This window comes from Nocardioides daedukensis (genome assembly GCF_013408415.1).
GTDB lineage: Bacteria > Actinomycetota > Actinomycetes > Propionibacteriales > Nocardioidaceae > Nocardioides > Nocardioides daedukensis.
Genome location: NZ_JACCAA010000001.1, coordinates 1,859,444 through 1,884,101, shown reverse-complemented (window position 1 = coordinate 1,884,101; position 24,658 = coordinate 1,859,444). Strand labels below are relative to the sequence as shown.

The window sequence follows — 24,658 nt, the reverse complement described above, 5'->3', positions numbered from 1 at the left end:
CCGGTAGCGTGTGGGCATGGCCACTGAGACGCCCGCGACGACCGAGTCCGGCAAGGACCCAGCCACCACTCCCGACGACCACGAAACCGGCTACCTGCAACCCGAGATCGACCTTGCAGCGCTGCGCTCCCTCCTCGACGGCGACTATGCCGAGGTGCGCGAGCTGGTCCGCAAGAACCTCGTCGAGAACGCCGACGTGCTGGAGGAGGCCGAGACCCTCGGTCACGACGAGTTCCGCGACCGCGTCCGCGACGTCGTGGTCAGCGTGGCAGGGACCGGCCAGACCGCGCTCGGCTTCCCGAAGGCCCAGGGCGGCTCCAACAGCACCGGTGGAGCCATCGCCGCCTTCGAGACCATGGGCTTCGGAGACCTCTCGGTGCTGGTCAAGATGGGGGTCCAGTTCGGCCTCTTCGGTGGCGCGATCCAGAACCTCGGCAACGAGGAGCACCACGCGAAATATCTCCCCGACGTCATCTCCGGCAAGCTTCTCGGCTGCTTCGCGATGACCGAGGGCGGTCACGGCTCCAACGTGCAGGCCCTCGAGACGGTGGCGACCTACGACGCCGACTCGCAGGAGTTCGTGATCAATACGCCGACCGAGTCCGCCTACAAGGACTACATCGGCAACGCCGCCCGGCACGGCGAGATGGCCGTGGTCTTCGCCCAGCTTGAGATCGACGGCAAGTCCGAGGGCGTGCACGCCTTCGTGGTCCCGATCCGCATCGACAACAAGCCCGCCCCCGGCGTACGCATCGAGGACTCCGGGCTCAAGATGGGCCTCAACGGCGTCGACAACGGCCGCCTGTGGTTCGACGGAGTCCGGATCCCGCGCACCGCGTTGCTCAACAGGTTCGCCGACGTCACGCCCGAAGGCGTCTACGAGTCGCCGATCGAGAGCCCGGGCCGACGGTTCTTCACGATGCTCGGCACCCTGGTCCTGGGCCGGGTCTGCATCGGCGCAGCGGGCAACAGCGCAGCCAAGATGGCCCTCACCATCGCCATCAAGTACGCCGACCGCCGCCGCCAGTTCGAGTCAGCAGACGGCGAGCCCGAGCAACTGCTGCTCGACTACGGTCAGCACCAGCGCCGACTCCTCCCGCTGCTCGCGAAGACCTATGCCCTGCACTTCGCCCAAGAGGTGCTGACCGACCAGACCCACAAGGCGTTCTCCGGCGAGAACGACGACGAGGACTACCGTCGCGCCCTCGAGTCCCGCGCTGCCGGCACCAAGGCGCTGGCGACCTGGCACAGCACGCGCACGATCCAGGAGAGCCGTGAGGCCTGCGGTGGTGCCGGCTACATGTCGCGCAACAGGTTCGCCGCGCTCAAGGCCGACACGGACGTGTTCACCACCTTCGAGGGCGACAACACCGTCCTGATGCAGCTGGTGGCCAAGGGCCTGTTGACAGGCTATGCCTCGGACTTCTCCGACATGGACCAGCTGGGCATGGTGCGGTTCGTGGCAGGGATGGCCGTCGAGACGGTCGTCGAGCGCACCAACGTCCACAAGCTGCTGGAGCGGGTCCGCGACCTGCTGCCCGGCGACGACGAGTGGGACCAGGAGGCAGGCCTGCTCGACCCGAACTTCCACGAGGCGATGTTCCGCTTCCGCGAGGAGCACCTGGTCAGCGGGGCGGCTCGTCGTCTCAAGCGCGGCGTGGACCAGGGCATGGAGCCCGCGGAGGTCTTCTCCCGGGTGCAGGACCACGTCATCGCGATCGGTCACGCGCACGTCGAGCGGCTCGTCCTGGACGCCTTCGTCGACAAGGTCCAGTCACTGCCCGACTCGGACAACAAGGTCGCGCTGGGCCTCCTCCTCGACCTCTTCGCGTTGACCACCATCGAGGAGAACCGCGCCTGGTTCATGGAGCACGGCCGGCTGACCAGCCCGCGCTCCAAGGCGATCTCGCGCGAGATCAACTCGCTGTGCCGCAAGCTGCGCCCGCTCGCCGGCGATCTGGTCGACGCCTTCGGCATCCCGCCGGAGGTCATCCGCGCCGAGGAGCTGCTCACCTGGGGCGACGCCTGAGCTGAGTGCTGGGCCCCGCTCCGGGGCCCGGCCGAAATGCAGGAGCGGCCGCACGACTTTCGTCGTACGGCCGCTCTTGTTGCGGAGCGAGGTGGCTCAGTGGCCGCCGTTGTCCTTGAAGCGGGCGAAGGAGGCGTGCACCTCGGCCTCGGCCTCGGCGCGGCCCACCCAGTCAGCGCCTTCGACGGACTTGCCGGGCTCGAGGTCCTTGTAGACCTCGAAGAAGTGCTGGATCTCGAGGCGGTCGAACTTCGAGACGTGGTTGATGTCGCGCAGGTGCTCCTGGCGCGGGTCACCCGAGGGGACGCAGAGGACCTTGTCGTCGCCGCCGGCCTCGTCGGTCATCCGGAACATGCCGATCGCGCGGCACTTGATCAGGCAGCCCGGGAACGTCGGCGCCTGGAGCAGGACGAGAGCGTCGAGCGGGTCGCCGTCCTGGCCCAGGGTGTTCTCGATGTAGCCGTAGTCGGCGGGATACTGCGTCGAGGTGAACAGCAGACGGTCCAGGCGCAGGCGCCCCGACTCGTGGTCGACCTCGTACTTGTTGCGCTCACCCTTGGGAATCTCCACCAGGACATCGAACTCGAGCACTTCATTCCTCCGCATCATCGGCACACTCGCGGGCCCGGCTTCGGGCCGCGAAAGATCAAGGCCCGAAGTTCGGGCTGGCGACATCTTCGCGCACAATGGTCGCAAACGTGGAAGTGGGGAAGGAATTCTCGGTGGCTGGATCACGCAGGGACGGTCGCAAACGCCCGCCTCCGAGCCGCTCCGCAGCATGGCTGCCGGTGGGCGTCGTCCTCGTCGTGCTCGCCGCCGCGTTCGCCTCGTTCGAATATGACCTGGCCGTCGAGCTCGGTTGGGCCGAGCCGGGAACGGCCAGCCCCGCCTCCATCGAACCGCCCGAGGGACTGGACCTCCCGGAGCTCTCGGACCCGGACGCGGTCGCTGCCCCGGCCGGTGCGAGCGGCACGGTGAGCGCAGCGAAGGTGCGCAGCGCCATCTCGAAGTACACCACCGCGTCGGCGTTCGGCCCCCGCCGCACGCTGGCCATCGGCGGGGTGGACGGCACGGTCCACTACGAGAGCAGGCACGCCGAGACCATCCCGGCCTCCACGATGAAGATCCTCACCGGTGCGGCCGCCCTGGAGGCACTCGGCTCCGCGCGGACGTTCGACACCACGGTGCGGGTGGGAGCGAGCGCGGACGAGATCGTCCTGGTCGGCGGCGGAGACCCCTACCTGATGCGCAAGGCCGAGAAGGATGCCTATCCCGCCCAGGCAGACCTGGTCACGCTCGCGGCCCGGACCGCTGCCTCGCTGAAGGAGGCAGGCACCACGACGGTCAAGCTCGGCTTCGACGACTCGCTCTTCTCCGGTCCACGCGTCAGCGAGGACTGGCCGGCCGACTACGTCACCGACGCCGTGGTCTCCCCGATCTCTGCGCTCTTCATCGACCAGGGAGCCAAGGAAGGGGGCTGGGGGTTCGAGACCGACCCGGCCAAGGCTGCCGCCGACGCGTTCAAGCAGGAGCTGGGCAAGCGCGGGATCACCGTCACCGGCGGAGCGCGTCGGACCGTGGCACCATCCTCGACCGAGGTGGCGCCGGCCGACGAGGACGTCGACTCGACCCAGGCCCTCACCCCGGGCAGCGAGCTCGCCGTCGTGCACAGCGCACCGGTCTGGCAGATCGTGGAGCGGGTGCTCGCGATCAGCGACAACGAGGGCGCGGAGCTGCTCGCACACCACGTGGCGATCGAGCTCGGCGCCGAGCCGAGCTTCGAAGGCGGCGCGATCGCCGTCGAGACGACCCTGCAACAACTTGGCGTCGACATCACCGGCGACACGATCCTCGACGCCAGCGGGCTCTCGCGCGGCAACGTGCTGACCGCCTCGACGCTGCTCGACGTACTCTCCGTGGCTGCCTCGCCCGAGCACCCCGAGCTGCGCCCGGTGATCACCGGGCTGCCGGTCGCCGGGTTCACCGGGTCGTTGGCCAACCGGTATGCCGAGGCGCCCCAGGCCGGTGCCGGCCGGGTCCGCGCCAAGACCGGGACGCTGACCGGCGTGCACGGCCTGGCCGGCGTCACCACCGACCTGGACGGCAACGTGTTCACGTTCGTCTTCGTCGCCGACCGGGTGAAGGTGGAGAAGACCCTGGACGCGCGGGCGGCGCTGGTGGACCTGACCGCGGCGCTGGCCTCCTGCCACTGCTCGTCGTGACCCCTCGCCGACCCGGCAGTTGTTGACGCTCGGCCGGCGGGTGGAACGTCAACAAGCGACGGGTCGACGGATAGGGCAGCGACGTAGGGTTCGACCCATGACTGATGCGCCGTCGATGATCGACTGGGACCTCGCGGTCCGCCTGGGCTCCCGATTTGCAGGGGAGGGTCCGGACGTCAGTGCCGCCGCGGCCGACGAGGCCGTGCGTGAGCTGCGCGCCGGCGCCGAGCGCTCCACCGGCCTGGTCCGTGAGTTCACCTCACTGAGCGCCGCCGAGCACACCGCCCCGGTCCTGGTGGTGGATCGCGCGGGCTGGATCAAGGCCAATGCCGAGACGTTCGAGAAGATCCTCACCCCGATCGTGGGCCGCCTCACGGCCAAGAAGGGGACGCCGAGCGGGATCAGCGCGGCGATCGGGTCCCGGATCACCGGCGCCGAGGTCGGCGTCGTGCTCGGCTTCATGGGGTCCAAGGTGCTGGGCCAGTTCGACCCGTTCCACGACCCGCACGGACGCCTCCTGCTCGTCGCGCCCAACGTCGTGCACATCGAGCGTGAGCTCGAGGTGGACCCGACCGACTTCCGGCTCTGGGTCACCCTGCACGAGGAGACCCACCGGGTGCAGTTCACAGCCGTGCCGTGGATGCGCGACCACCTCCACGCCCAGATGAACGCCCTCGCCGACTCCGTCGAGGTCGGCGAGTCGCTCGAGAACGGCATCAAGCGGATCGGTGAGTCACTGCGTGGCGGAAGCGGCAGCCTGGTGGACCTGATGTCCACCCCCGAGCAGCGCGAGCTGATCGACGGCGTGACCGGCGTGATGTCGCTGCTCGAAGGGCACGCCGACGTGGTGATGGACGGGGTCGGCCCGGAAGTGATTCCGTCGGTGAACGCGATTCGTCGCAAGTTCAACGTCCGGCGCAAGGGCATCGGGCCCCTGGACCGGGTGCTTCGCCGGGTGCTCGGCCTCGAGGCCAAGATGGCGCAATATCGAGACGGCGCGATCTTCGTGCGCGGTGTGATCGCCAAGGTCGGCATGGACGGCTTCAACGCGGTCTGGGAGTCGCCGGAGAACCTTCCCTCGAAGGCCGAGATCGGCGACCACGAGGCCTGGGTGGCCCGGGTCCACGCATGACCCTCCACCCGGCCACGGCCGCGGTGCGGATCGGGGTACGCCGAGTGCTCGCCCCCCTCGCGCCCGGCGAGGCGGTCGTGGTGGCCTGCTCAGGCGGAGCCGACTCGTTGGCGTTGCTCGCCGCGACGATCTTCGAGGGACGGCGGATGGCCCTGCGGGTGATCGGCGCGACCGTGGACCACGGGCTCCAGGACGGATCGGACACGCGCGCCTCATCACTTGTCACGCAGATGGCGGCGATGGGCTGCGACGAGACCGTCTCCGCGCGGGTGTCCGTGGACGGTGCCGGCGGACCCGAGGCAGCGGCACGCGAGGCCCGCTATGCGGTGCTGGAGCAGATGGCCGATCACTTCGGTGCCGCGCTCGTGCTCCTGGGCCACACCCGTGACGACCAGGCCGAGACCGTGCTGCTCGGTCTGGCGCGCGGATCCGGCGGCCGGGCCGTGGCCGGGATGCGCCGCGAGTTCGATCGCTTCCGTCGACCGCTGCTCGACGTCTCGCGCGCAGACACGAAGGAGTCCTGCGAGGCCGAAGGGCTGAGCGTGTGGGCGGACCCGCACAACGAGGACCCGAAGTTCACCAGGGTCCGGGTGCGGCACAAGGTGCTGCCGGTGCTCGAGACCGAGCTCGGCCCGGGCGTGGCCGTCGCGCTCGCCCGCACCGCCGACCTGCTCCGCCCCGACATGGAGCTGCTCGACGACCTCACCCACACGGCGTACGCCGCTGCCGACGCCCTCACCGTCGACTCGCTGGCAGCTCTGCCGGCCCCGATCCGTACCCGCGTCCTGCGCCTTGCCGCCCTGGCCGCGGGCGCTCCCGGCGCCGAGCTCTTCCACGAGCACGTGATCGCCGTCGACCGCCTCGTCACCGACTGGCACGGCCAGAAGTGGATCGACCTCCCGGGCCACCTGCGGGCCTTCCGCACCGGCGGCGTGATCGAGTTCCGCTCGTCCCAGGAGTAGTCAGAAGTCACCGGGTACCGGGTGACTCCACCACTTCCCGGGCAAGATCTTGCCCGGGAAGCACCAGAGTCACCGGGTACCCGGTGACTCCGTCCGAGCCGGTGTGGCAGGCTGGCGCCCATGGATGCCTCCGACGTCGAGAGCGATCTGGTCAACATCCTCTTCACCGAGGAGCAGATCCAGGCAAAGCTGAAGGAAATGGCCACCCAGATCGAGGCCGACTACGCCGGCAAGGAGCTCCTGATGGTGGGAGTCCTGCGCGGTGCGGTGATGGTGATGGCCGATCTGGCCCGCTCGCTGCACGGTCACGTCGAGATGGACTGGATGGCGGTGAGCTCCTACGGCTCGGGCACCAAGTCCAGCGGTGTGGTGCGGATTCTCAAGGACCTCGACACCGACATCTCCGGGCGCCACGTCCTCGTGGTCGACGAGATCATCGACACCGGGCTGACCCTGAGCTGGCTGATCTCCAACCTGAGCAGCCGCAACCCGGCCAGCGTCGAGATTGCCACCCTGCTGCGCAAGCCGGAGGCGCTGGCAATGCCCGTCGAGCCGAAGTACGTCGGCTGGGACATCCCGAACGAGTTCGTGGTCGGCTACGGGCTCGACTTCAAGGAGCGCTACCGCAACCTGCGCGACATCGGGACGCTCGCTCCGCACGTCTACTCCTGACCGGCCCCATGGACTCAGGGCCTGGACTCCTGACACCCGGAGGGTTTCTGGGACCATGTACCGTCAAACCTCACATGGTCACCGCTCGCACGACGTGTTGAGCTGTCCCGAGAGAAGTCTGTGAAGCGTATATTCAAGGGTCCCTGGCTCTGGATCGTCCTGGCCGTCGCCGCGGTGCTGCTCGGCCTGCAATTCCTCGCGCCCGACGGGGGGTATGACGAGGTCCAGACCTCCGAGATGGAGAAGTACATCTCGACCGGTCAGGTCAAGGAGATCACCTTCCTCGACAACGACCAGGAGATCCGCGCGACCCTGGACGACGACGTGAGTCGCAAGGGTGGCAAGAAGGTCACCACGCACTGGGTCACCGGACAGCAGAACGACCTCATCAAGCTCGCTCGCACCCAGGTCGAGAAGGGCACGATCGAGAAGTCGAACTCCGAGAACCCGCAGCCCAGCTTCTTCGGCCAGCTCCTGGCCACGCTGCTCCCGTTCGCGCTGATCATCCTGCTGTTCATCTTCTTGATGAACAGCGTCCAGGGTGGCGGCGGCCGGGTCATGCAGTTCGGCAAGTCCAAGGCGAAGCTGATCACCAAGGACATGCCCAAGACCACCTTCTCCGACGTCGCCGGCTGTGAAGAGGCGATCGAGGAACTCGGCGAGATCAAGGAGTTCCTCAAGGAGCCGGCCAAGTTCCAGGCCGTCGGCGCCAAGATCCCCAAGGGCGTCCTGCTCTACGGCCCGCCCGGAACGGGCAAGACCCTCCTCGCGCGCGCCGTCGCCGGCGAGGCCGGCGTGGCCTTCTACTCGATCTCCGGATCCGACTTCGTCGAGATGTTCGTCGGTGTTGGTGCCTCCCGTGTGCGCGACCTGTTCGAGCAGGCCAAGGAGAACGCTCCCGCGATCGTCTTCATCGACGAGATCGACGCCGTCGGGCGTCACCGTGGAGCCGGCATGGGCGGCGGGCACGACGAGCGCGAGCAGACCCTCAACCAGCTCCTGGTCGAGATGGACGGCTTCGACGTCCGCGGCGGGGTCATCCTGATCGCGGCCACGAACCGACCCGACGTCCTCGACCCCGCCTTGCTGCGTCCCGGTCGTTTCGACCGGCAGATCGGCGTGGACGCCCCCGACCTCTCGGGCCGACACCAGATCCTCAAGGTCCACTCCCGCGGCAAGCCGATGGCCCCCGAGGTCGACCTGCTCAGCGTGGCACGGCGTACCCCCGGGTTCACCGGTGCTGACCTGGCCAACGTCCTCAACGAGGCGGCCCTGCTCACCGCACGGCTCAACCAGAAGACGATCACCGACTCCTCGCTGGACGAGGCGATCGACCGCGTGATCGCGGGTCCGCAGCGCCGCACCCGTCTGATGAGCGAGAACGAGAAGCTGATCACCGCCTACCACGAGGGCGGCCACGCCCTGGTCGCCGCTGCGCTGCCGGGCACCGACCCCGTGCACAAGGTGACGATCCTGCCTCGCGGTCGGGCCCTGGGCTACACGATGGTCCTGCCCGACACGGACAAGTATTCGCAGACCCGCAGCGAGATGCTGGACAAGCTGGCCTACATGCTCGGCGGGATGGCTGCCGAGGCGCTGATCTTCCACGACGTCACCTCGGGTGCCGGCAACGACATCGAGAAGGCGACCGGTCTGGCCCGCGCGATGGTCACCCAGTACGGGATGACCGAGCGCCTCGGGGCGGTCAAGTTGGGGGAGAGCAACTCCGAGCCGTTCCTGGGCCGCGACATGGGCCACACCCGCGACTACTCCGAGCAGACCGCAGCAGCGGTCGACGAGGAGGTCAAGAAGTTGCTGGCCACCGCCCACCAGGAGGCCTTCGAGATCCTCGACGAGAACCGCGAGACCCTCGATGCCCTGGTCCTCGCGCTGCTCGACCGCGAGACCCTCGACAAGGCGGAGGTCGCCGAGGTCTTCGAGACGCTCAACCGTCGTCCCGCCCGTCCGGCCTGGACCGGTTCGCCGAACCGTCAACCCTCGAGCCTGCCCCCGGTGGCGGTGCCCAAGAAGGACGTCGTCGAGGGTGAGGTCGAGGAGCCGATGGGCGACCCCGACCTGGCCACACCGCACCACGCCGGGCCACCCGCGGGCGGCCTGGCCGACCCCGGTCACCCCGACACCCCCGGAGCTCCGGGCACGACTCCCGGGCCGCAGGCATGATCTCGCCGATCGGTGCCGCCGACCGGGACCCTGCCAGCATCCCGGACTTCGACCACGCCCGCGCCGAGGCCGCGGTCCGTGAGCTCCTCCACGCAATGGGCGAGGACCCCGAGCGTGAGGGCCTGCGCGAGACCCCGGCCCGGGTCGCGCGTGCGTATGCCGAGGTGACCGCGGGCCTGCGCCAGGCTCCCGAGGACGTCCTGACCACGACCTTCGACATCGGCCACGACGAGATGGTCCTGGTCCGTGACATCGAGCTCTGGTCGATGTGCGAGCACCACCTGGTCCCGTTCACCGGTGTCGCCCACGTCGGCTACATCCCGGCAGAGAGCGGCAAGATCACCGGCCTGTCCAAGCTGGCCCGGCTGGTCGACGTCTATGCCAAGCGGCCCCAGGTCCAGGAACGACTGACCACCCAGGTCGCCGATGCGCTGGTCGAGATCCTCGAGGCCCGCGGCGTGATCGTGGTGATCGAGGCCGAGCACCTGTGCATGACCATGCGAGGTGTCCGCAAGGCCGGCGCCCGCACGATCACGTCCGCGGTGCGCGGCATGATGCACAACGCCGCCACCCGTTCCGAGGCGATGGCGCTCATCCACAGCGCCCGGTGACGACGCGGTGATGACTCGGTGACGACCCAGTGATGATCCGGTGATGACATGGTGACGGCAGCGGACCTGCCCCGGATCATGGGGATCGTCAACGTCACCCCCGACTCGTTCTCCGACGGTGGCCGCTGGGCCACCACCGAGGCGGCGATCGCGCACGGCCGGCACCTGCTCGCCCAGGGTGCCGACATCCTCGACATCGGCGGGGAGTCCACCCGCCCGGGTGCCACGCGCCCGTTGGTCAGCGAGGAGCTGGACCGGGTGATCCCGGTGATCGAGGCGCTCAGCGCCGAGGGTGCGGTCCTCTCGGTCGACACCATGCGCTCCGAGGTGGCCGAGGCCTCGGTCCGCGCCGGCGCCGCGATCATCAACGACGTCTCCGGTGGGCTCGCCGATCCCGAGATCCTGCGGGTGGTGGCCGCGCACGACGTGGACTACATCGCCATGCACTGGCGCGCACACAGCACGCACATGCAGGACCTTGCCGTGTACGACGGACCCGGCGGCGTGGTCGCGGCGGTGTGCGAGGAGCTCGCCGCACGGATCGCCGACGCCGAGGCCGCCGGTGTCCGACGCGACCGGGTCATCGTCGACCCCGGCCTGGGCTTCGCCAAGCGAGGCACCCACAACTGGGACCTGCTCCGAGCCCTGCCCGCCCTCGACGAGCTCGGCCTGCCGGTCCTCATCGGCGCCAGCCGCAAGTCCTTCCTGGGCGCACTCCTGGCCGACGACCAGGGATCCTCCCGGCCAGTCGACGGACGAGAGGCCGCCAACACGGCCCTCACCACCCTCGTCGCCCTGCACGGCGTCTGGGGCGTGCGGGTGCACGACGTGGGCGCAGCATCGGACGCCTTGCGCGTGGTGGCCCAGCTCCGGTCGAACCCCGGGGGTAGTGCGGACCCCGGAGGCGCGCAGTGACCCGGATGGTCGAGGACGACGCTCCGCAGGATCGCGAGCCCATCCGGGACGTGGAGACCACCCACCGGGCTTTCTATGCCGCCTGGGAGGCCGCCGACATCGCCGCCGCCGCACAGCTGTGGCTCGACTCCGAGGACATCTCGATCGCCTTCCCCGGTGGGTCGCCGACGTGGGGCCGCGAGGCCGTGCTCGAGCAGCTCGCCGAAGCGATGGACTTCACCCGTGGCATCCAGTTCCTCTTCGAGGACCTGCGTTTCGCCGTCCAGGGCGACGTGGCCCGGCTGACCTGCATCGAACACGTCCTGATGCCCGGCGACCGGTCCTTCGAGGAGGTCGCCGAGGCGCCGCTGTCGCGGCTGGCGGTCAGCAGCACGCTGGTCCGCACCGAGGTCGGCTGGCGCCTGTGGAGTCACATGTCCGGACCGATCCTGACCGACGTGGAGCGTGAATGAACGACCAGAACATCGACGAACTCGCCATCACCGGGGTCGAGTGCTTCGGCCATCACGGGGTCTTCGACTTCGAGCGACGAGACGGCCAGGTCTTCGTGATCGACCTCGTCCTCGGCATCGACACCCGTCCCGCAGCGGCCTCCGACGACTTGCGTGACACGGCTCACTACGGGACCCTCGTGGAGGCGGTGAAGGCCGCCGTGGAGCGTGATCCGGTGGACCTCATCGAAACACTTGCGCAACGGGTGGCGGATGTCTGCCTCTTGGAGCATCGTGTTGAATGGTGCCGGGTGACGGTGCACAAGCCGGACGCCCCCATTGACGCGACTTTCTCGGATGTCGCGCTGACGATCACCCGGAAGAGGACGTTGCAGCCGTGACTGAAACCCCCAACCCGAACATCATCGACGCCGACACCCTCACCGGCGAGATGCACCCCATCCGCCGTGCGGTCCTGGCGTTGGGCTCCAACCTCGGCGAACGTCTGACCGCCCTCCAGGGGGCCGTCGACTCCCTTGCCGACACCCCGGAGGTCTGGGTCACCGGTGTTTCCAGCGTCTACGAGACCGAGCCGGTCGCCAGCCCGGCCGATTCGGAGAAGTTCCTCAACGCCGTCGTGCTGATCGACACCACCCTCTCCGCGCCGACGCTCCTGGACCGTGCCCTGGCCATCGAGGACGCCTTCCACCGGGTCCGCCCGGTCGAGCGCAATGCGCCGCGGACCCTCGACGTCGACCTGATCGTGGTCGGCGACCGCCGTGCCGACGACGACTTCCTGACCCTGCCGCACCCGCGGGCCAAGGAGCGCGCCTTCGTGCTGCGCCCGTGGGCCGAGCTCGAGTCCGACGCGGTCCTGCTCGACAGCGGCCCGATCGTCGAGCTCCTCGAGGGCCTCGACGAGAGCGGGATCAAGCTCCGCGAGGACCTCACCCTCAACGTGCAGTGACCCGGGACCAGTCGCCCGAACCACACGTCACCCCGACGCCGTTCGCGGCACTGGCAGCGTGGGGCGTCGTAGGACTTGTCGGCGGCTGGGCACTGCGTCCGCTCACCCAGAACTATGCCGACTCGTCCCCGGTGGTCACCTGGCTCCAGGTCGCCGCACTGGTCTTCGTGGCCGCGTTCCTGGCCGGTACGGCGTGGGTGACCCACCGGACGATCTCGAGGCGGAGCTGGATCGACCCGCACAAGGCGGTCAACCTGCTGGTGCTGGCCAAGGCGTGCGCGCTGGTCGGCGCGCTGGTGGCCGGCGGATATGCCGGATATGCGATCGCCTGGATCGGCGAACCCGCCGAGCTGGCCGAGCAGCGGATGATCCGCTCGGGACTGGCCGCAGTGGCCGGCCTGGCGATGTGTGTCGCAGCACTTCTGCTGGAACGCGCGTGTCGGGTCCGGGACGACGGCGAGGAAGCCTAGTGTGAGTTCATGGCTTCCCCGAATGCTCGACCCGTCATGCGCCGCCGCCAGCGCACCACTCGCGTGACGGTTGCCGTCGTCCTCATCATGATCGCCACCCTCGCCGTCCTCGGCGCACTGGTCGGCGGATCCTCGGTCCTGGTCGCAGTCTCTGCCGTGACCGCGGTCATCCTCGGTGCCGTGGCCACCAAGATCACCCACTCCGAACTGCTCCAGTCGCGCCGTGACGCAGCCCGTGACCGCGCCGAGCAGGCCCAGGCCTACCGCAAGCTCGACGAGACCCGCAGCGAGGAGAACGCCGAGTTCGCCCGCACGATGACAGAGCGGATCGCGGCTCGCCAGAAGCTCATCCACGAGCTGGAGGGCGAGCTGGCCGGCGCGCAGCGCCAGGTGGCCGAGACCAGGCTGAAGCTGGGCTCGGAGTCGCGCCGTGCCGACCAGGCCGAGCGTCGTCTCGGTGAGGAGAGCACCCGCCTCGAAGAGGCCGAGAGCCGTGCCGCGGACGCGATCGTCTCCGTTGCCGAGCTCGAGCAGGAGGTCGTCGACCTCAAGGCAGAGCTGGCCGCGTGGGAGCAGGTCCAGGTCCGCAAGCGGGCCTGATCCACTGACGGCTCGGCGTCACCGCGCCGAGCGCACCGACTCCCGCAGCGCCCGGTGGATGCCGTTCGGCGTCAGCACCCCGAGGAACCGCGGGCCGCGACGTACACCCAGCACGGCCTTGTCCTCGCGCATCAGCACCGCGAGTGCCTCCTCGAGCGTGGCGTCGATGTCGATCGCCGCGGCCAGGTCGCCGGCACTGACACCCTCGAGGGGCTCGAGCAACGCCTCGTCGATCGGGGTCACCGCCAGACGACGGATTCCTCGCGAGCTGCCCACGAAGTCGGCCACGAAGTCGTCGGCCGGGGAACCCAGGACCGCCGCGGGTACGTCGTACTGCGCCAGGCGTCCGCCCTCGGCGAAGACCGCGACCCGGTCGCCCATCCGCACTGCCTCGTCGATGTCGTGGGTGACCATCACGACGGTCTTGCCCAGCTCGCGCTGGAGCCTGCGGAACTCCTCCTGCAGGCGACCACGCACGACGGGGTCGACTGCGCCGAAGGGCTCGTCCATCAACAGCACCGGGGGATCGGCGGCGAGTGCACGAGCCACGCCGACGCGTTGGCGCTGACCGCCGGAGAGCTGGTGCGGATAGCGCTCCGCGTGCAGGGCGGGGTCGAGACCGACCAGCTCGAGCAGCTCCATTGCCCGTTCCCGCGCGAACGCCTTGCTCTCGCCGTGCAGCAGCGGGACCGTCATCACGTTGTTCACGATCCGCTGGTGCGGGAAGAGGCCGACCTGCTGGATCACGTAGCCGATGTTGCGGCGCAGCTTCACCGGGTCGGCGTCGGTCACGTCGCTGCCGTCGATGCTGATCGTGCCCGTCGTCGGCTCGATCAGCCGGTTGATCATCTTGAGCGTGGTGGACTTCCCGCATCCTGAGGGGCCGACCAGGGTGACCATCTCGCCGCGCCCGACGTCGAGGTCGAGCTCGTGGACGGCCACCGTCCCGTCCTGATAGGTCTTGCCCACGCCCTCGAGACGGATCATCGGGTCTTCGGTAGCGTCCATGCGGTGACCCTACTGAACGCGGCCGCCCCGGCGCCGTCCTGTTACAGCCGGACGGTCAACGAGTGGATGTGCATGGGCTACTTCGAGGATCGTGGCGACGAGCTGATCAGCGCCACCCTCGATCACCTCACGATCACCGCCGCAGCAGTCCTGCTGGGCCTGGCCCTCGCCCTGCCGCTGGCCCTGGCAGCGCGCAGGTTCGAGCGCCTCGAGTCGCTCATCCTCGGCTTCTGCACCGGTCTATACACGCTGCCGTCGCTGGCACTCTTCCCGCTGATCGTGCCGTTCACCGGCCTGTCGCGGACCACGGTCGTGGTTGGCCTGGCGATCTACTCGCTCACCATCCTGGTCCGCAACATGATCGAGGGCCTGCGCGCGGTTCCGCCCGAGGTGATCGAGTCCGCGACCGGGATGGGCTACTCCCGCGGCCGCCTGCTGTGGCGCGTCGAGCTGCCGATGGCGCTGCCGGTGATCATCGCCGGCCTGCGCATCGCCACCGTCTCCACGGTCGCGCTGGCCACCGTCGGGGCGATCGTCTATGACGGCGGCCTGGGCATCCTGCTCCTCAACGGGGTGAACTCTAACTTCCGCGCGCAGGTGCTGGCAGTGAGCCTGATCTGCGTGGTGATGGCACTGCTGCTCGACCTGGTGCTCCTGCTCGCCCAGCGCCTGTCGACTCCGTGGACCCGCACGGCAGGAGCACGCGGATGAAGCTCTTCGCCGACACCTTCGCCTGGCTCTCCGACGGCGCGAACTGGAGCGGCCCCGAAGGCCTGTGGCACCTGCTGGTCCAGCAGCTGCTGCTCACCTTCACCGCCCTCGGCATCGCCATGGTGATCGCCCTGCCGGTGGCCCTGTGGCTCGGACACCTCGGCCGGGCCGGGTTCCTGGCGATCAACGTCGCCGGTGTCGGCCGGGCCGTGCCCACCTTCGCCGTACTCGCGCTGCTGGTGATGTTCGACCCGATCGGCACCGACACCCTCGGTCCCTATGGCCGCGCCGGGCTGGCCACCCTGATCGCCCTGGCCCTGTTCGGGCTGCCGCCGCTGGTCACCAATGCCCACGTCGGGGTCAGCCAGGTGCCCGCCGACGTGCGCGACGCCGCCGACGGGATGGGGATGAGCGGCTGGCAGAAGTTCCGCTCGGTCGAGCTCCCGCTCGCGCTGCCACTGGTGGCGGCCGGCGTCCGGCTCTCGTTGGTGCAGATCTGGGCGACCGCCACGATCGCGGCCCTGGTCTCGGGCCCCGGGTTGGGCAACGTGATCGCCAGCGGGTTCTTCAACGGCAACTATCCCAAGGGGCTCGGCGGGGCGATCGTGGTGGCTGTCGTCGCTCTGATCCTCGAAGTCGGTGCCGCTATGCTGCAGCGTGCTGTGAGCACCACCGAACGACCGGACACGCGTGGCACTGCGCCGCGGGACACAGAAGGCGGCATCGATGCGACTACGACGGATCCTGACGGCGGCAACACTGACGCTCTCCCTGGCGGGGGTCACGGCCTGCGCCGGTGACGACCTCGGCAACGACGACTCGAGCGGCGACGGCTCCAAGGGCACGATCGTGCTCTCCGGGCAGAACTTCGACAGCGCGACGGTCCTGTCGAACCTCTATCGGATGCTGCTCGAGAAGGGCGACTACGAGGTCGACACCAAGCTGGTCGCGACCCGGGACCTCTACATGCAGCAGATGCCCGACGACGTCGACGTCGTCCCCGAATATGTCGGCGGACTGGTCGACTTCCTCAACACCACGCAGAACGGTGCGGACGCGGAGCGGGTCACCACGGCCGACCTCGACGAGACGCTGAAGGCCGCCGAGCCGCTGCTGGACAAGGCCGGAGTCAGCCTGCTCGAGCCGGCGCAGGCCACCGACGCGAACGCGTTCTTCGTCAGCAAGGACTATGCGGACAAGCTCGAGCTAGAGAAGCTCTCCGACCTCAAGGGCAAGTCCGTCGTGCTGGCCGCGCACCCCGACTGCGCACCTCGTGCCGACTGCGCCAAGGGCCTCGAGGACGACTACGGCATCAAGATCTCCAAGGTGCTCACCACCGGGTTCGCCACGGACGCGACGTACAAGTCGGTCCTCGACGGTGAGTCCCAGCTCGGCCTGACCAGCACCAGCGACGGCACCCTCGAGGAGCAGGGCCTGGTCCTGCTCGAGGACGACCTCGCGATCCAGCCGGTGCAGAACCTGGTCCCCGCCGTCAGCAAGAAGTTCCTCGCCGACCACCCCGACGTCGCCGACATCCTCAACGCGCTGATGGAGGTGCTCACCACCGAGGACCTCGTCGAACTGAACCGCCAGGTCTCGGTCGAGCGGGTCAAGGCGGCCGACGTGGCGCGCAACTATCTCGAGGACAACGACCTGCTCTGAGCCCCGACGCAGGGCTCCGCACCGGGATTCGCGCAGGGCCCCAACGCAGGGCTCCGCGCGGTCAGCGCAGCAGCTGCTCGGCGATCACCAGGTCGAGCGCAGTGGTGACCTTGAGGTTGCGCTCACTGCCCTCGACGACCGCGACCGTGACCTCGGGCAGGTAGCGGCGTACGACGGTGGCGTCGTCGGTGGGCACGAACCGCGGGTCGGCGAGGGCCAGCTCGTGCGCCCGACGGATCACCGGCGCCCGGAAGCCCTGCGGCGTCTGCAACCGGCGAAGGCCGGCGCGATCCGGGGTCTGGTCCATCGACCCGTCGGCGGCGGTGGTGATCACGGTGTCGGCCGAGGCGATGGCAACGGTGACCGCGTCGTGGTCCGCCAGGGCGCTGAGGCAGGCGGTGATCGTCGCGGCGTCGAGGAGCGGTCGGGCGGCATCGTGCAGGAGGACGAGTACGTCGTCACCCAGCGCGGCCAGTGCCGCTCGGGTGGTCGCGTCCCGGGACTCCGCGCCGGGCAGCACCGCGGTGACCTTGGCGTGCGGTGCGGCCAGCTCTCGGGCGGCCTCGAGGTGCGTCGGCACCATCATCACGACGATCTCGTCGATCCCCGGGTGCGCGTCGAAGGTGGCCAGGCAGTGGGCCAGCAGCGGCTTTCCGGCGACCTCGAGGAGCTGCTTGGGCAGACCGGCACCGACCCGTGAGCCGACGCCGCCCGCGAGCAGCACGGCAACGGTCCTCACTTGCGGCTCTCGATGCGGGCCGGTCCGTCCTCCACGAAGAGCGTCGCCTCGCAGGCGTCGGCGAGCGCGTCGAGGGCAACGTCGGCGAACAGGTCGCGGGTGCCGTCGGGAATCGTCGGGCCACCGGCGGCGCGCAGGGTGCCGGTGAGGGGACGGGCCGAGGCCAGGTGGTTGTGCTCGATCGCGATCGCCTCACCCGAGGCCAGGCAACGCAGCACGTCGCGCCAGGCCGCCTCGCGGGTGGTGCCCACCTCGGCACGCGCGAAGTCGCCGGCCAGCGGCCAGTGCCGGTCGAGCCATTCCTTGAGCGTGGGCGGGACGCCGGGGTCGTCGAGCACCAGCCCGAGGGACTCCTGACCGGAGATCGGGTCGACGTGCACGACCCGGGCCCGGTCGTCGTCATCGGCCTGGACGACATGTGCCGGGACGTGGGAGAGCCAGTCGACGGCGACGACGATGCCAGTGAAGCCGGTCGGCACGTCGGGGCGCAGGGAGACCCCGGGCAGCAGGTTGCTCAGCTGCGGAGCCAGCACCCCGGCAGCGCCCAGCAGCACCGCGTGCTCGTGACCGGACAGCCTCGGCACCAGGAAGTCGACGAGCTCGTCACGATCCCTGATCAGCGAGACCGGGTGGTGCCGCAGATAGCCGGACTGGCCGTAGAGCGCTGAGTCCCACGCCTGCTTCCACGTGGGCTGGGCAGTGCGCGGCGGCAACGCCGGCATGCCGAGACTGGTCGAACCCATGCCCGGGAGAGTACGCCGCCGGCTCGGCGGCCCTGTGACCGAGGCCACCGAGCACCCCGGTTCCCTGCCCGGCGGGGCAGGCGTACCGTTGACGCGAACCTGAAGGCACACCGTCTGGTACCCACACCGGCCGACTCGACATCGAGTCGGACATCGGCGGGACTGGAACGAAAGGCTTGCAGCATGACTGGACCCCTGAACCGCGCGCGCATCGGCGTCGTCGGTGCCGGCCGCGTCGGCGCCGTCCTGGCCTCGGCGCTCCGCAGTGCCGGCCACGAGATCGTCGCCGTCGCCGGTGAGTCGGACGCATCCCGCGATCGCATCGAAGCGCTCTTGCCGAACGTCAACATCGCCAAGCCGAGCGCCGTCGCCCGCGCGTGCGACGTACTCCTGCTGACCGTTCCCGACGACATGCTGGCCAACGTGGTCGGCGTTCTCGCCGCCAGCGGTTCCCTGCACGAGGGCCAGTACGTCGTGCACACCTCCGGCCGGCACGGCCTCGAGGTGCTCGCCGCGGCCGCTGCCGCCGGTGCCCGACCGGTCGCGATGCACCCCGCGATGACCTTCACCGGCACCGACCTCGACCTGCCGCGCCTGGCTGGCATCGTCTTCGGCGTCACCGCCACCGAGCCGGACCGCGCCTTCACCGAAGGGCTGGTCGCCGACCTGGGTGGTCGCCCGATGTGGGTGCCCGAGGACCGGCGCACGCTCTACCACGCAGGCCTCGCGCACGGCGCGAACCACTTGGTCACCCTGGTCACCGAGGCGATGGAGATGCTCTCGGCTGCCGGTGGGGACAACCCTGCCGACACGTTGCGGCCGCTGCTCGAGGCCGCCCTCGACAACGCCCTGGCCCAGGGCGATGCCGCGCTGACCGGCCCGATCGTGCGCGGTGACGCGCAGACGGTCGCCGCCCACCTGGACGACCTCACCGCCAACGCCCCGCAGACCCTGGCCTCCTACATCGCGATGGCCCGGGCCACGCTGTCGCGCGCCACGTCCGACGGGCGCCTGCTGCCGATCCGCGCGCTCAAGATCGCTCGCCTGCTCGAGGACGCCGAGCCGGCTCCCTACGTGATCCCTGCCCCGAGCGACACCGAGGTCGACCACTGATGGGTACCCCTGTCCTGGCCAGCACCCGTGCCGAACTCACGGAGCTGCTCGCCGGTCCTCGGCGCGAGGGTCGCAAGGTCGGCTTCGTGCCCACGATGGGCGCCCTGCACGACGGCCACGCCTCGCTGATGGACCGCGCCCGTACCGAGGTCGGCGACGGCCCGGTGGTGGTGTCCATCTTCGTCAACCCGCTCCAGTTCGCGCCGGGGGAGGACCTCGACCGCTATCCGCGCACCTTGGATGCGGACATGGAGGTGTGCGCCGCGCACGGTGTGGACATCGTCTTCGCACCGGCCGCCGACGAGGTCTATCCCGGTACGCCGACCCCCGGCAGCGCGGTTGCGCTGCCCCGGGTCACCGTGGACCCGGGTCCGGTGGCCACGATCCTCGAGGGGGAGGCGCGACCGACCCACTTCGCCGGCGTCGCCATCGTGGTGGCCAAGCTCTTCGGCCTGGTGCGACCCGACGTGGCGGTCTTCGGCCAGAAGGACTACCAGCAGCTCGTCGTGATCCGACAGATGGTCGCGGACCTCTGCCTGGGCGTCGACGTGGTCGGAGCCGAGACCGTCCGTGAGTCCGACGGGCTCGCGATGAGCTCGCGCAACCGCTTCCTCGACCCCCTGCAGCGACACCAGGCGATCGCGCTGTCGCGCACGCTGTGCCGGGCGATCGAGGACGCGCCGTACGGCGTCGACTCGGCGCTGGCGGCCGCCCGTGCCGAGCTGCGTGCCTCCGACGGCATCGACCTCGACTACCTGGTCATCACCGACGTCGACCTCGGTCCTGCGCCCGCCGAGGGCGAGGGCCGGATCCTGATCGCCGGCCGGCTCGGGGACACCCGGTTGATCGACAACATGCCCATCCACCTGGGCCCCGTCCCGGCGACGACCGTCGCCTCACCCACGAACTCCACCTCAGAGAACGTCGACTCGTCGGCGACAACAAAGGGAGACAGCTGATGCTGCGCACCATGATGAAGTCCAAGATCCACCGCGCCACCGTGACGCAGGCGGACCTCCACTACGTGGGATCGGTGACGGTCGATGAGGACCTCCTCGACGCAGCCGACCTTCTCTCCGGTGAGCTCGTGCACATCGTGGACGTCACCAACGGCGCCCGGCTCGAGACCTACACGATTGCCGGCGAGCGCGGCTCGGGCGTCATCGGCATCAACGGTGCCGCGGCCCGACTGGTCCACCCCGGTGACATGGTGATCCTGATCGGCTATGGCCAGATGGACACCGCCGAGGCCAAGGAGTACAAGCCGGCGGTGGTCTTCGTCGACGGCGACAACAAGGTCCTGGCCACCGGCTTCGACCCGGCCGAGGCGCCCGAGGGTTCGGGGCTGCTGCGCGGTGACGTGACCGCGAATCGCTGAGTGGACACCGCGATGCTCGTCGGATCCCACGCTGCGATGCAGGCCGCTCGAGCCCGGGCCACCTCCGGGAACCTTCTCGGCGCACCCACTAGTCTGCACCGATGAACTCCTCCTGCCCGGACGGGATCCCAGCGCGGTTGACCGCTCCCGAGCCCGGCTGGACCACCCGCTCGGACGTCGTGGTCGTCGGATCCGGGATCGCCGGCCTCACCGCCGCCCTCCGGATCCACGCCAACCTGCGCGCCCGCTCCGAGGACGACGGCTCGACCGTCCTGCTGGTGACCAAGGACGTGCTCAGCGCCGGCTCGACGCAATGGGCGCAGGGCGGCATCGCTGCCGCCCTCGGTGAGGGGGACACCCCCGAGCAGCACGAGCGCGACACCCTCGTCGCCGGCGCGGGCGCCTGTGACCTGGCCGCTGTGCGGCAGCTCGTCACCGAGGGCCCGGACGCCGTACGTGAGCTGATCGCGCTCGGCACCAACTTCGACCACCACGACGGTCAGCTCTCGCTGACCCGGGAGGGTGGGCACCACCGGGACCGGATCGCGCACGCCGGCGGCGACGCCACCGGAGCGGAGATCCAGCGCGCCCTGATCGCGGCCGTCGAGGCCGCTGCGGGCATCGAGGTCATCCAGCACGCACTGGCCATCGACCTGCTGCTCGCCGCCGACGGCGGTGTCGCGGGCCTGACCCTGCACGTGATCGGCGAGGGCCAGCGCGACGGCGTCGGCGCGGTGCACTGCCGGGCCGTGGTGCTCGCCAGCGGCGGCATCGGCCAGGTCTTCGCCCAGTCGACCAACCCGGCCGTCTCCACCGGTGACGGGATGGCGCTGGCGATTCGCGCCGGTGCCACCCTGCGTGACCTGGAGTTCGTCCAGTTCCACCCGACCGTGATGTACCTGGGCCAGGACCGCCGGGGCCAGCAGCCGCTGATCTCCGAGGCGGTGCGTGGCGAAGGAGCGTTCCTGGTCGACTTCGACGGCGTCCGCTTCATGCAGGGCCAGCACGAGCTCGCCGACCTGGCACCGCGCGACGTGGTCGCCAAGGCGATCACCCGCCGCATGCACGAGACCGGCAAGCCGCACATGTGGCTCGACGCCCGCCACCTCGGCGCGGAGTTCTGGGCCAAGCGGTTCCCGACCATCCTCTCGGTCTGCCGCTCGCACGGCGTGGACCCGGTCAATGACCTGATCCCGGTTGCGCCGGCCCACCACTTCGCTTCCGGTGGCGTGGCCACCGACCTCTCCGGTCGCTGCGACGTGCCCGGCCTCTATGCCACCGGCGAGGTGGCCTGCTCCGGGGTGCACGGCGCCAACCGGCTCGCCTCCAACTCGCTGCTCGAGGGCCTGGTCTTCTCGCGCCGGATCGCCGAGGTGCTTCCCGAAGAGCTGCGGCCCTGGGCCGACCCGGTCACCGATCAACGGCCGGCAGCCCTGGCCCGCGCCGACGTGCGGACCGCGATGCAGACGCTGATGACCGACTTCGTGGGCGTGCTGCGGACCGAGGAGGGCCTGCTCACCGCGCTCGCCCAGCTCCCCGAGCTGCTCGTCGCGAACGCGGGGGAGGCTGATGCCGAGATGGATGCCAAGGCAGCGGTCGGGGCAGGTGTCGAGGCGTGGGAGACCACCAACCTGGTCACCATCGCCATCGCCCTGGCCCGTGCCGCAGTGGGCCGGCGGGAGACCCGCGGCTCGCACTGGCGCGAGGACTTCCCGGACCGCGACGACCAGGAGATGGCCGGCCACTTCGACGCCGTCCTGGTCGACGGCACCGTCGAGGTCTCCTTCGATGCATCCCCTGCCACCGACCCGTCCGTCCTGGGAGCCGCCCGATGAGCACCATCGACCGCATTGCCGCACTCTCCTATGACGAGGTACCTGCGGGCCTGGCCGCCGAGTTCGGCGAGGCCGAGCTCGACGCCAAGGCGCTGCACAAGGCGGTCGCCGCAGCCCTCGCCGAGGACCTCCCCGAGGCCGACGTGACGAGCTGGGCGACGATCCCGGCCGAACAGGTCGAGACCGCCGACTTCGTGGCCCGTGAGCCCGGCACGGTGGCCGGACTCGGCGTCGCCGAGCTGGTCTTCCGCTATGTGCTCGGCAACGACATCGACGTCCGGCGCCCCATCGCCGACGGGCAGACGGTGCAGCAGGGCGACGTACTCCTCAGCGTCACCGGACCCACCGCGCTCCTGCTCAGCGCGGAGCGGACCGCCCTCAACTTCGCCTGTCACCTCTCCGGGGTCGCCACCGCCACGGCGGCCTGGGTGACCGCGCTGGAGGGCACCGGTGCGCGGGTGCGGGACACCCGCAAGACGATCCCGGGCTGGCGCGACCTAGAGAAGTACGCCGTGCGCTGCGGCGGGGGCGTGAACCACCGCCACTCGCTCTCCGACATGGCACTGGTCAAGGACAACCACGTGATCGCCGCCGGAGGCGTGGTGCCGGCCTATGAGCTGATCCGGTCCCGGTTCCCGTCGGTGCCGGTTCAGGTCGAGGTCGACTCGCTGGAGCAGCTGCGCGAACTGCTGGAGATCGGCGTCGAGTCGATCCTGCTCGACAACATGGAGCCAACCACGCTGCGTGAGGCCGTCGCGATCACCGCCGGTCGGGCCACCCTGGAGGCGTCGGGTGGGCTGACCCTCGACGTCGCCGCGGAATATGGCGCGACCGGGGTGGACTTCCTGGCCGTCGGGGCGCTGACCCACTCGGCGAAGGTCTTCGACATCGGCATGGACCTGCGCTCATGACCTTGCTGGCCGCCGACATCGGCAACAGTCACACCGTTCTCGGGCTGGTGAGTGACGGCGAGGTCAGCCAGCACTGGCGGGTCTCCACCGATGAGCGACGTACTGCCGACGAATGGGCGGTGCTGGTGCGTGGACTGTTCTCCCAGGTGATCGCCGAAGAGGGATTGTCGGGGATCGCCGTCTGCTCGACCGTTCCGGCAGTGCTGCATGAATGGCGTGAAATGCTTTCGGGCCATTTCGCCGATCTGCATTCAGTGGTCGTCGAGCCGGGAATTCGTACCGGGGTCCCGGTCCTGATGGACAATCCACGCGAAGTCGGCGCGGACCGGATCATCAACGCGCTTGCTGCTGCCACCTTGTTCGAAGGCCCGAGCATCGTTGTCGATTTCGGCACGGCGACGACCTTTGACGTGATCAGCGGCCGCGGAGAATATGTCGGCGGTGCGATTGCTCCCGGTTTGGAGATATCGCTGGAAGCGCTGGGGCGTCGTGGTGCGCAGCTGCGCAAGGTCGAGCTGCTGCGCCCGCGCGGCGTGATCGCCAAGAACACCGTCGAGGCACTGCAATCGGGAATGCTGTTCGGCTATGCCAGCATGGTTGACGGCCTGGCCGAGCGAATGATTGCAGAACTCAACGAACCCGACCAGAAGGTCAATGTCGTCGCCACGGGTCACCTCACCCAAGCGGTGCTCGATGAATGCCGCTGTTTCACCATGCATTCGGCGTGGTTGACGTTGATCGGGCTCGAATTGGTCTTCCAGAGGAATTCACCCACAGGCAAATAGCGGCGGATTCCAGAATTGATGCGCGAACCGATATGTTCGGTGTCGTCAATTCAATGCCCAATGCCAGGAGGTCCGCACGATGGCTCAGAAGGTCAACATTATTCTTGTCGACGACATCGACGAGAGCGAGGCCGAGGAGACCGTGACCTTCGGTCTGGACGGCGTGAACTACGAGATCGACCTGAACGCGACCCACGCGGGCGAGCTGCGCGACGCGCTGGCCACCTATGTCGGTCACGGACGCCGGGTCTCGGGTCGTCGTCGCTCCGGCGGTGCCACGACCACGGCCAACGGCCCCAGCGCGGCCGAGATCCGCACCTGGGCGCGCGAGAACAACTTCGAGGTCCCCGACCGCGGCCGGATCCCCGCCGACGTGCGTTCGGCGTACGCCGCCGCCAACTGAGGCAGGTCTGCCAGTCAGGCAGTCAGTAAGCCACCCACGCCCCCGCCGACCCGTCGTGAATTCGCATCCTGCGCGCCCGCAGAGCGTGAATTCACGACGGGTCGGCGGAGGCCTGTTCGCTGAGAGCGGATCTGCGCTTGGGCGGGAACACGTAGGGTGGAACCAGACGTTGGTACCA

At 69.5% G+C, this 24,658-nt stretch carries 27 protein-coding genes; 23 read left to right on the top strand and 4 right to left on the bottom strand.

From position 1 onward, the window contains the following. The first annotated feature begins 16 nt into the window (after window positions 1-16). On the top strand, window positions 17-2,029 hold the full coding sequence (locus BJ980_RS09395; RefSeq protein ID WP_179502049.1) for an acyl-CoA dehydrogenase family protein: 2,013 nt from the start codon (window positions 17-19) through the stop codon (window positions 2,027-2,029). A 96-nt stretch (window positions 2,030-2,125) separates the two neighbouring features. Here BJ980_RS09395 and BJ980_RS09390 read toward each other — a convergent pair whose 3' ends face one another. Next, window positions 2,126-2,635, bottom strand: coding sequence for an inorganic diphosphatase (locus BJ980_RS09390; protein WP_179502048.1), 510 nt, complete (start codon window positions 2,633-2,635; stop codon window positions 2,126-2,128). A 116-nt stretch (window positions 2,636-2,751) separates the two neighbouring features. Here BJ980_RS09390 and dacB point away from each other — a divergent pair, with 116 nt between their 5' ends. The 12 genes from dacB (at window position 2,752) to BJ980_RS09330 (ending at window position 13,192) form a co-directional block, all read left to right on the top strand. After that, on the top strand, window positions 2,752-4,251 hold the full coding sequence (gene dacB, locus BJ980_RS09385) for a D-alanyl-D-alanine carboxypeptidase/D-alanyl-D-alanine endopeptidase (protein WP_179502047.1): 1,500 nt from the start codon (window positions 2,752-2,754) through the stop codon (window positions 4,249-4,251). Window positions 4,252-4,348: 97 nt separating this feature from the next. Beyond that, window positions 4,349-5,383 carry a zinc-dependent metalloprotease gene (locus BJ980_RS09380; protein WP_246279949.1) on the top strand — a complete coding sequence of 345 codons (1,035 nt, stop codon included), beginning with the start codon at window positions 4,349-4,351 and terminating at the stop codon, window positions 5,381-5,383. After that, on the top strand, window positions 5,380-6,345 hold the full coding sequence (gene tilS / locus BJ980_RS09375) for a tRNA lysidine(34) synthetase TilS (RefSeq protein WP_179502046.1): 966 nt from the start codon (window positions 5,380-5,382) through the stop codon (window positions 6,343-6,345). Before BJ980_RS09380 ends, tilS begins: the two co-directional genes overlap by 4 nt. A 120-nt stretch (window positions 6,346-6,465) precedes the next feature. After that, entirely contained in the window at window positions 6,466-7,017 is a 552-nt protein-coding gene (gene hpt, locus BJ980_RS09370; protein ID WP_179502045.1) for a hypoxanthine phosphoribosyltransferase, read from the top strand. Window positions 7,018-7,137: 120 nt separating this feature from the next. Beyond that, window positions 7,138-9,198, top strand: coding sequence for an ATP-dependent zinc metalloprotease FtsH (gene ftsH, locus BJ980_RS09365; protein ID WP_179502044.1), 2,061 nt, complete (start codon window positions 7,138-7,140; stop codon window positions 9,196-9,198). Next, entirely contained in the window at window positions 9,195-9,809 is a 615-nt protein-coding gene (gene folE, locus BJ980_RS09360) for a GTP cyclohydrolase I FolE (protein WP_179502043.1), read from the top strand. The genes ftsH and folE overlap by 4 nt, the downstream gene beginning before the upstream one ends. A gap of 48 nt (window positions 9,810-9,857) precedes the next feature. Then, on the top strand, window positions 9,858-10,724 hold the full coding sequence (gene folP / locus BJ980_RS09355; RefSeq protein ID WP_246279948.1) for a dihydropteroate synthase: 867 nt from the start codon (window positions 9,858-9,860) through the stop codon (window positions 10,722-10,724). A gap of 5 nt (window positions 10,725-10,729) precedes the next feature. Then, window positions 10,730-11,176, top strand: coding sequence for a nuclear transport factor 2 family protein (locus BJ980_RS09350; protein ID WP_246280218.1), 447 nt, complete (start codon window positions 10,730-10,732; stop codon window positions 11,174-11,176). Next, window positions 11,173-11,556 carry a dihydroneopterin aldolase gene (gene folB, locus BJ980_RS09345; protein WP_179502041.1) on the top strand — a complete coding sequence of 128 codons (384 nt, stop codon included), beginning with the start codon at window positions 11,173-11,175 and terminating at the stop codon, window positions 11,554-11,556. The genes BJ980_RS09350 and folB overlap by 4 nt, the downstream gene beginning before the upstream one ends. Beyond that, on the top strand, window positions 11,553-12,122 hold the full coding sequence (gene folK / locus BJ980_RS09340) for a 2-amino-4-hydroxy-6-hydroxymethyldihydropteridine diphosphokinase (RefSeq protein WP_179502040.1): 570 nt from the start codon (window positions 11,553-11,555) through the stop codon (window positions 12,120-12,122). The genes folB and folK overlap by 4 nt, the downstream gene beginning before the upstream one ends. Beyond that, window positions 12,119-12,592, top strand: a complete 474-nt coding sequence (locus BJ980_RS09335; RefSeq protein WP_179502039.1) for a DUF3180 family protein — start codon at window positions 12,119-12,121, stop codon at window positions 12,590-12,592. The genes folK and BJ980_RS09335 overlap by 4 nt, the downstream gene beginning before the upstream one ends. A gap of 9 nt (window positions 12,593-12,601) precedes the next feature. Further along, window positions 12,602-13,192 (top strand): hypothetical protein, encoded by a 591-nt coding sequence (locus tag BJ980_RS09330; RefSeq protein ID WP_179502038.1) that lies wholly within the window; start codon window positions 12,602-12,604, stop codon window positions 13,190-13,192. An 18-nt stretch (window positions 13,193-13,210) separates the two neighbouring features. Here the strand turns inward: BJ980_RS09330 and BJ980_RS09325 are convergent, their stop codons facing one another. Continuing rightward, entirely contained in the window at window positions 13,211-14,200 is a 990-nt protein-coding gene (locus tag BJ980_RS09325; RefSeq protein ID WP_425490304.1) for an ABC transporter ATP-binding protein, read from the bottom strand. Window positions 14,201-14,203: 3 nt separating this feature from the next. Here BJ980_RS09325 and BJ980_RS09320 point away from each other — a divergent pair, with 3 nt between their 5' ends. The 3 genes from BJ980_RS09320 to BJ980_RS09310 are packed head-to-tail and all read left to right on the top strand — an operon-like array spanning window position 14,204 to window position 16,573. After that, window positions 14,204-14,911: an ABC transporter permease gene (locus BJ980_RS09320; RefSeq protein WP_343047758.1), complete on the top strand. Its 708-nt coding sequence runs from the start codon at window positions 14,204-14,206 to the stop codon at window positions 14,909-14,911. Then, complete coding sequence (locus tag BJ980_RS09315; RefSeq protein ID WP_179502037.1) at window positions 14,908-15,711, top strand: ABC transporter permease; 804 nt, start codon at window positions 14,908-14,910, stop codon at window positions 15,709-15,711. The genes BJ980_RS09320 and BJ980_RS09315 overlap by 4 nt, the downstream gene beginning before the upstream one ends. After that, window positions 15,638-16,573, top strand: coding sequence for an ABC transporter substrate-binding protein (locus BJ980_RS09310; protein WP_179502036.1), 936 nt, complete (start codon window positions 15,638-15,640; stop codon window positions 16,571-16,573). The genes BJ980_RS09315 and BJ980_RS09310 overlap by 74 nt, the downstream gene beginning before the upstream one ends. Window positions 16,574-16,634: 61 nt before the next feature. Here the strand turns inward: BJ980_RS09310 and ispD are convergent, their stop codons facing one another. Continuing rightward, window positions 16,635-17,312: a 2-C-methyl-D-erythritol 4-phosphate cytidylyltransferase gene (ispD, locus tag BJ980_RS09305; protein WP_179502035.1), complete on the bottom strand. Its 678-nt coding sequence runs from the start codon at window positions 17,310-17,312 to the stop codon at window positions 16,635-16,637. Then, window positions 17,309-18,055, bottom strand: a complete 747-nt coding sequence (locus tag BJ980_RS09300; protein WP_179502034.1) for an SAM-dependent methyltransferase — start codon at window positions 18,053-18,055, stop codon at window positions 17,309-17,311. The genes ispD and BJ980_RS09300 overlap by 4 nt, the downstream gene beginning before the upstream one ends. Before the next feature lie 183 nt (window positions 18,056-18,238). Between BJ980_RS09300 and BJ980_RS09295 the strand changes: the two genes are divergently transcribed. The 7 genes from BJ980_RS09295 (at window position 18,239) to BJ980_RS09265 (ending at window position 24,480) form a co-directional block, all read left to right on the top strand. Then, window positions 18,239-19,168 (top strand): Rossmann-like and DUF2520 domain-containing protein, encoded by a 930-nt coding sequence (locus BJ980_RS09295; RefSeq protein WP_179502033.1) that lies wholly within the window; start codon window positions 18,239-18,241, stop codon window positions 19,166-19,168. Further along, a complete protein-coding gene (gene panC / locus BJ980_RS09290) occupies window positions 19,168-20,127 on the top strand; it encodes a pantoate--beta-alanine ligase (RefSeq protein WP_179502032.1) in 960 nt (319 codons plus the stop codon). Before BJ980_RS09295 ends, panC begins: the two co-directional genes overlap by 1 nt. After that, window positions 20,127-20,546, top strand: coding sequence for an aspartate 1-decarboxylase (panD, locus tag BJ980_RS09285; protein ID WP_179502031.1), 420 nt, complete (start codon window positions 20,127-20,129; stop codon window positions 20,544-20,546). Before panC ends, panD begins: the two co-directional genes overlap by 1 nt. Window positions 20,547-20,647: 101 nt before the next feature. Then, window positions 20,648-22,381, top strand: coding sequence for an L-aspartate oxidase (locus tag BJ980_RS09280; protein ID WP_179502030.1), 1,734 nt, complete (start codon window positions 20,648-20,650; stop codon window positions 22,379-22,381). Further along, window positions 22,378-23,292, top strand: coding sequence for a carboxylating nicotinate-nucleotide diphosphorylase (gene nadC / locus BJ980_RS09275; protein ID WP_179502029.1), 915 nt, complete (start codon window positions 22,378-22,380; stop codon window positions 23,290-23,292). The genes BJ980_RS09280 and nadC overlap by 4 nt, the downstream gene beginning before the upstream one ends. Continuing rightward, window positions 23,289-24,077, top strand: a complete 789-nt coding sequence (locus tag BJ980_RS09270; protein ID WP_179502028.1) for a type III pantothenate kinase — start codon at window positions 23,289-23,291, stop codon at window positions 24,075-24,077. The genes nadC and BJ980_RS09270 overlap by 4 nt, the downstream gene beginning before the upstream one ends. A gap of 79 nt (window positions 24,078-24,156) precedes the next feature. Beyond that, window positions 24,157-24,480, top strand: a complete 324-nt coding sequence (locus BJ980_RS09265; RefSeq protein ID WP_179502027.1) for a histone-like nucleoid-structuring protein Lsr2 — start codon at window positions 24,157-24,159, stop codon at window positions 24,478-24,480. Window positions 24,481-24,658 lie beyond the last annotated feature (178 nt).

Coding starts and splice junctions, on each gene's coding strand:
- BJ980_RS09300 (WP_179502034.1), bottom strand. CDS start 18,055: ATGGGTTCGACCAGTCTCGGCATGCCGGCGTTGCCGCCGCGCACTGCC.
- panD (WP_179502031.1), top strand. CDS start 20,127: ATGCTGCGCACCATGATGAAGTCCAAGATCCACCGCGCCACCGTGACG.
- BJ980_RS09390 (WP_179502048.1), bottom strand. CDS start 2,635: ATGCGGAGGAATGAAGTGCTCGAGTTCGATGTCCTGGTGGAGATTCCC.
- BJ980_RS09325 (WP_425490304.1), bottom strand. CDS start 14,200: ATGGACGCTACCGAAGACCCGATGATCCGTCTCGAGGGCGTGGGCAAG.
- BJ980_RS09350 (WP_246280218.1), top strand. CDS start 10,730: ATGGTCGAGGACGACGCTCCGCAGGATCGCGAGCCCATCCGGGACGTG.
- BJ980_RS09380 (WP_246279949.1), top strand. CDS start 4,349: ATGACTGATGCGCCGTCGATGATCGACTGGGACCTCGCGGTCCGCCTG.
- BJ980_RS09270 (WP_179502028.1), top strand. CDS start 23,289: ATGACCTTGCTGGCCGCCGACATCGGCAACAGTCACACCGTTCTCGGG.
- BJ980_RS09265 (WP_179502027.1), top strand. CDS start 24,157: ATGGCTCAGAAGGTCAACATTATTCTTGTCGACGACATCGACGAGAGC.
- BJ980_RS09395 (WP_179502049.1), top strand. CDS start 17: ATGGCCACTGAGACGCCCGCGACGACCGAGTCCGGCAAGGACCCAGCC.
- BJ980_RS09295 (WP_179502033.1), top strand. CDS start 18,239: ATGACTGGACCCCTGAACCGCGCGCGCATCGGCGTCGTCGGTGCCGGC.
- folP (WP_246279948.1), top strand. CDS start 9,858: ATGGTGACGGCAGCGGACCTGCCCCGGATCATGGGGATCGTCAACGTC.
- BJ980_RS09280 (WP_179502030.1), top strand. CDS start 20,648: ATGAACTCCTCCTGCCCGGACGGGATCCCAGCGCGGTTGACCGCTCCC.
- folE (WP_179502043.1), top strand. CDS start 9,195: ATGATCTCGCCGATCGGTGCCGCCGACCGGGACCCTGCCAGCATCCCG.
- panC (WP_179502032.1), top strand. CDS start 19,168: ATGGGTACCCCTGTCCTGGCCAGCACCCGTGCCGAACTCACGGAGCTG.
- BJ980_RS09330 (WP_179502038.1), top strand. CDS start 12,602: ATGGCTTCCCCGAATGCTCGACCCGTCATGCGCCGCCGCCAGCGCACC.
- BJ980_RS09315 (WP_179502037.1), top strand. CDS start 14,908: ATGAAGCTCTTCGCCGACACCTTCGCCTGGCTCTCCGACGGCGCGAAC.
- nadC (WP_179502029.1), top strand. CDS start 22,378: ATGAGCACCATCGACCGCATTGCCGCACTCTCCTATGACGAGGTACCT.
- folB (WP_179502041.1), top strand. CDS start 11,173: ATGAACGACCAGAACATCGACGAACTCGCCATCACCGGGGTCGAGTGC.
- tilS (WP_179502046.1), top strand. CDS start 5,380: ATGACCCTCCACCCGGCCACGGCCGCGGTGCGGATCGGGGTACGCCGA.
- BJ980_RS09310 (WP_179502036.1), top strand. CDS start 15,638: ATGCGACTACGACGGATCCTGACGGCGGCAACACTGACGCTCTCCCTG.
- hpt (WP_179502045.1), top strand. CDS start 6,466: ATGGATGCCTCCGACGTCGAGAGCGATCTGGTCAACATCCTCTTCACC.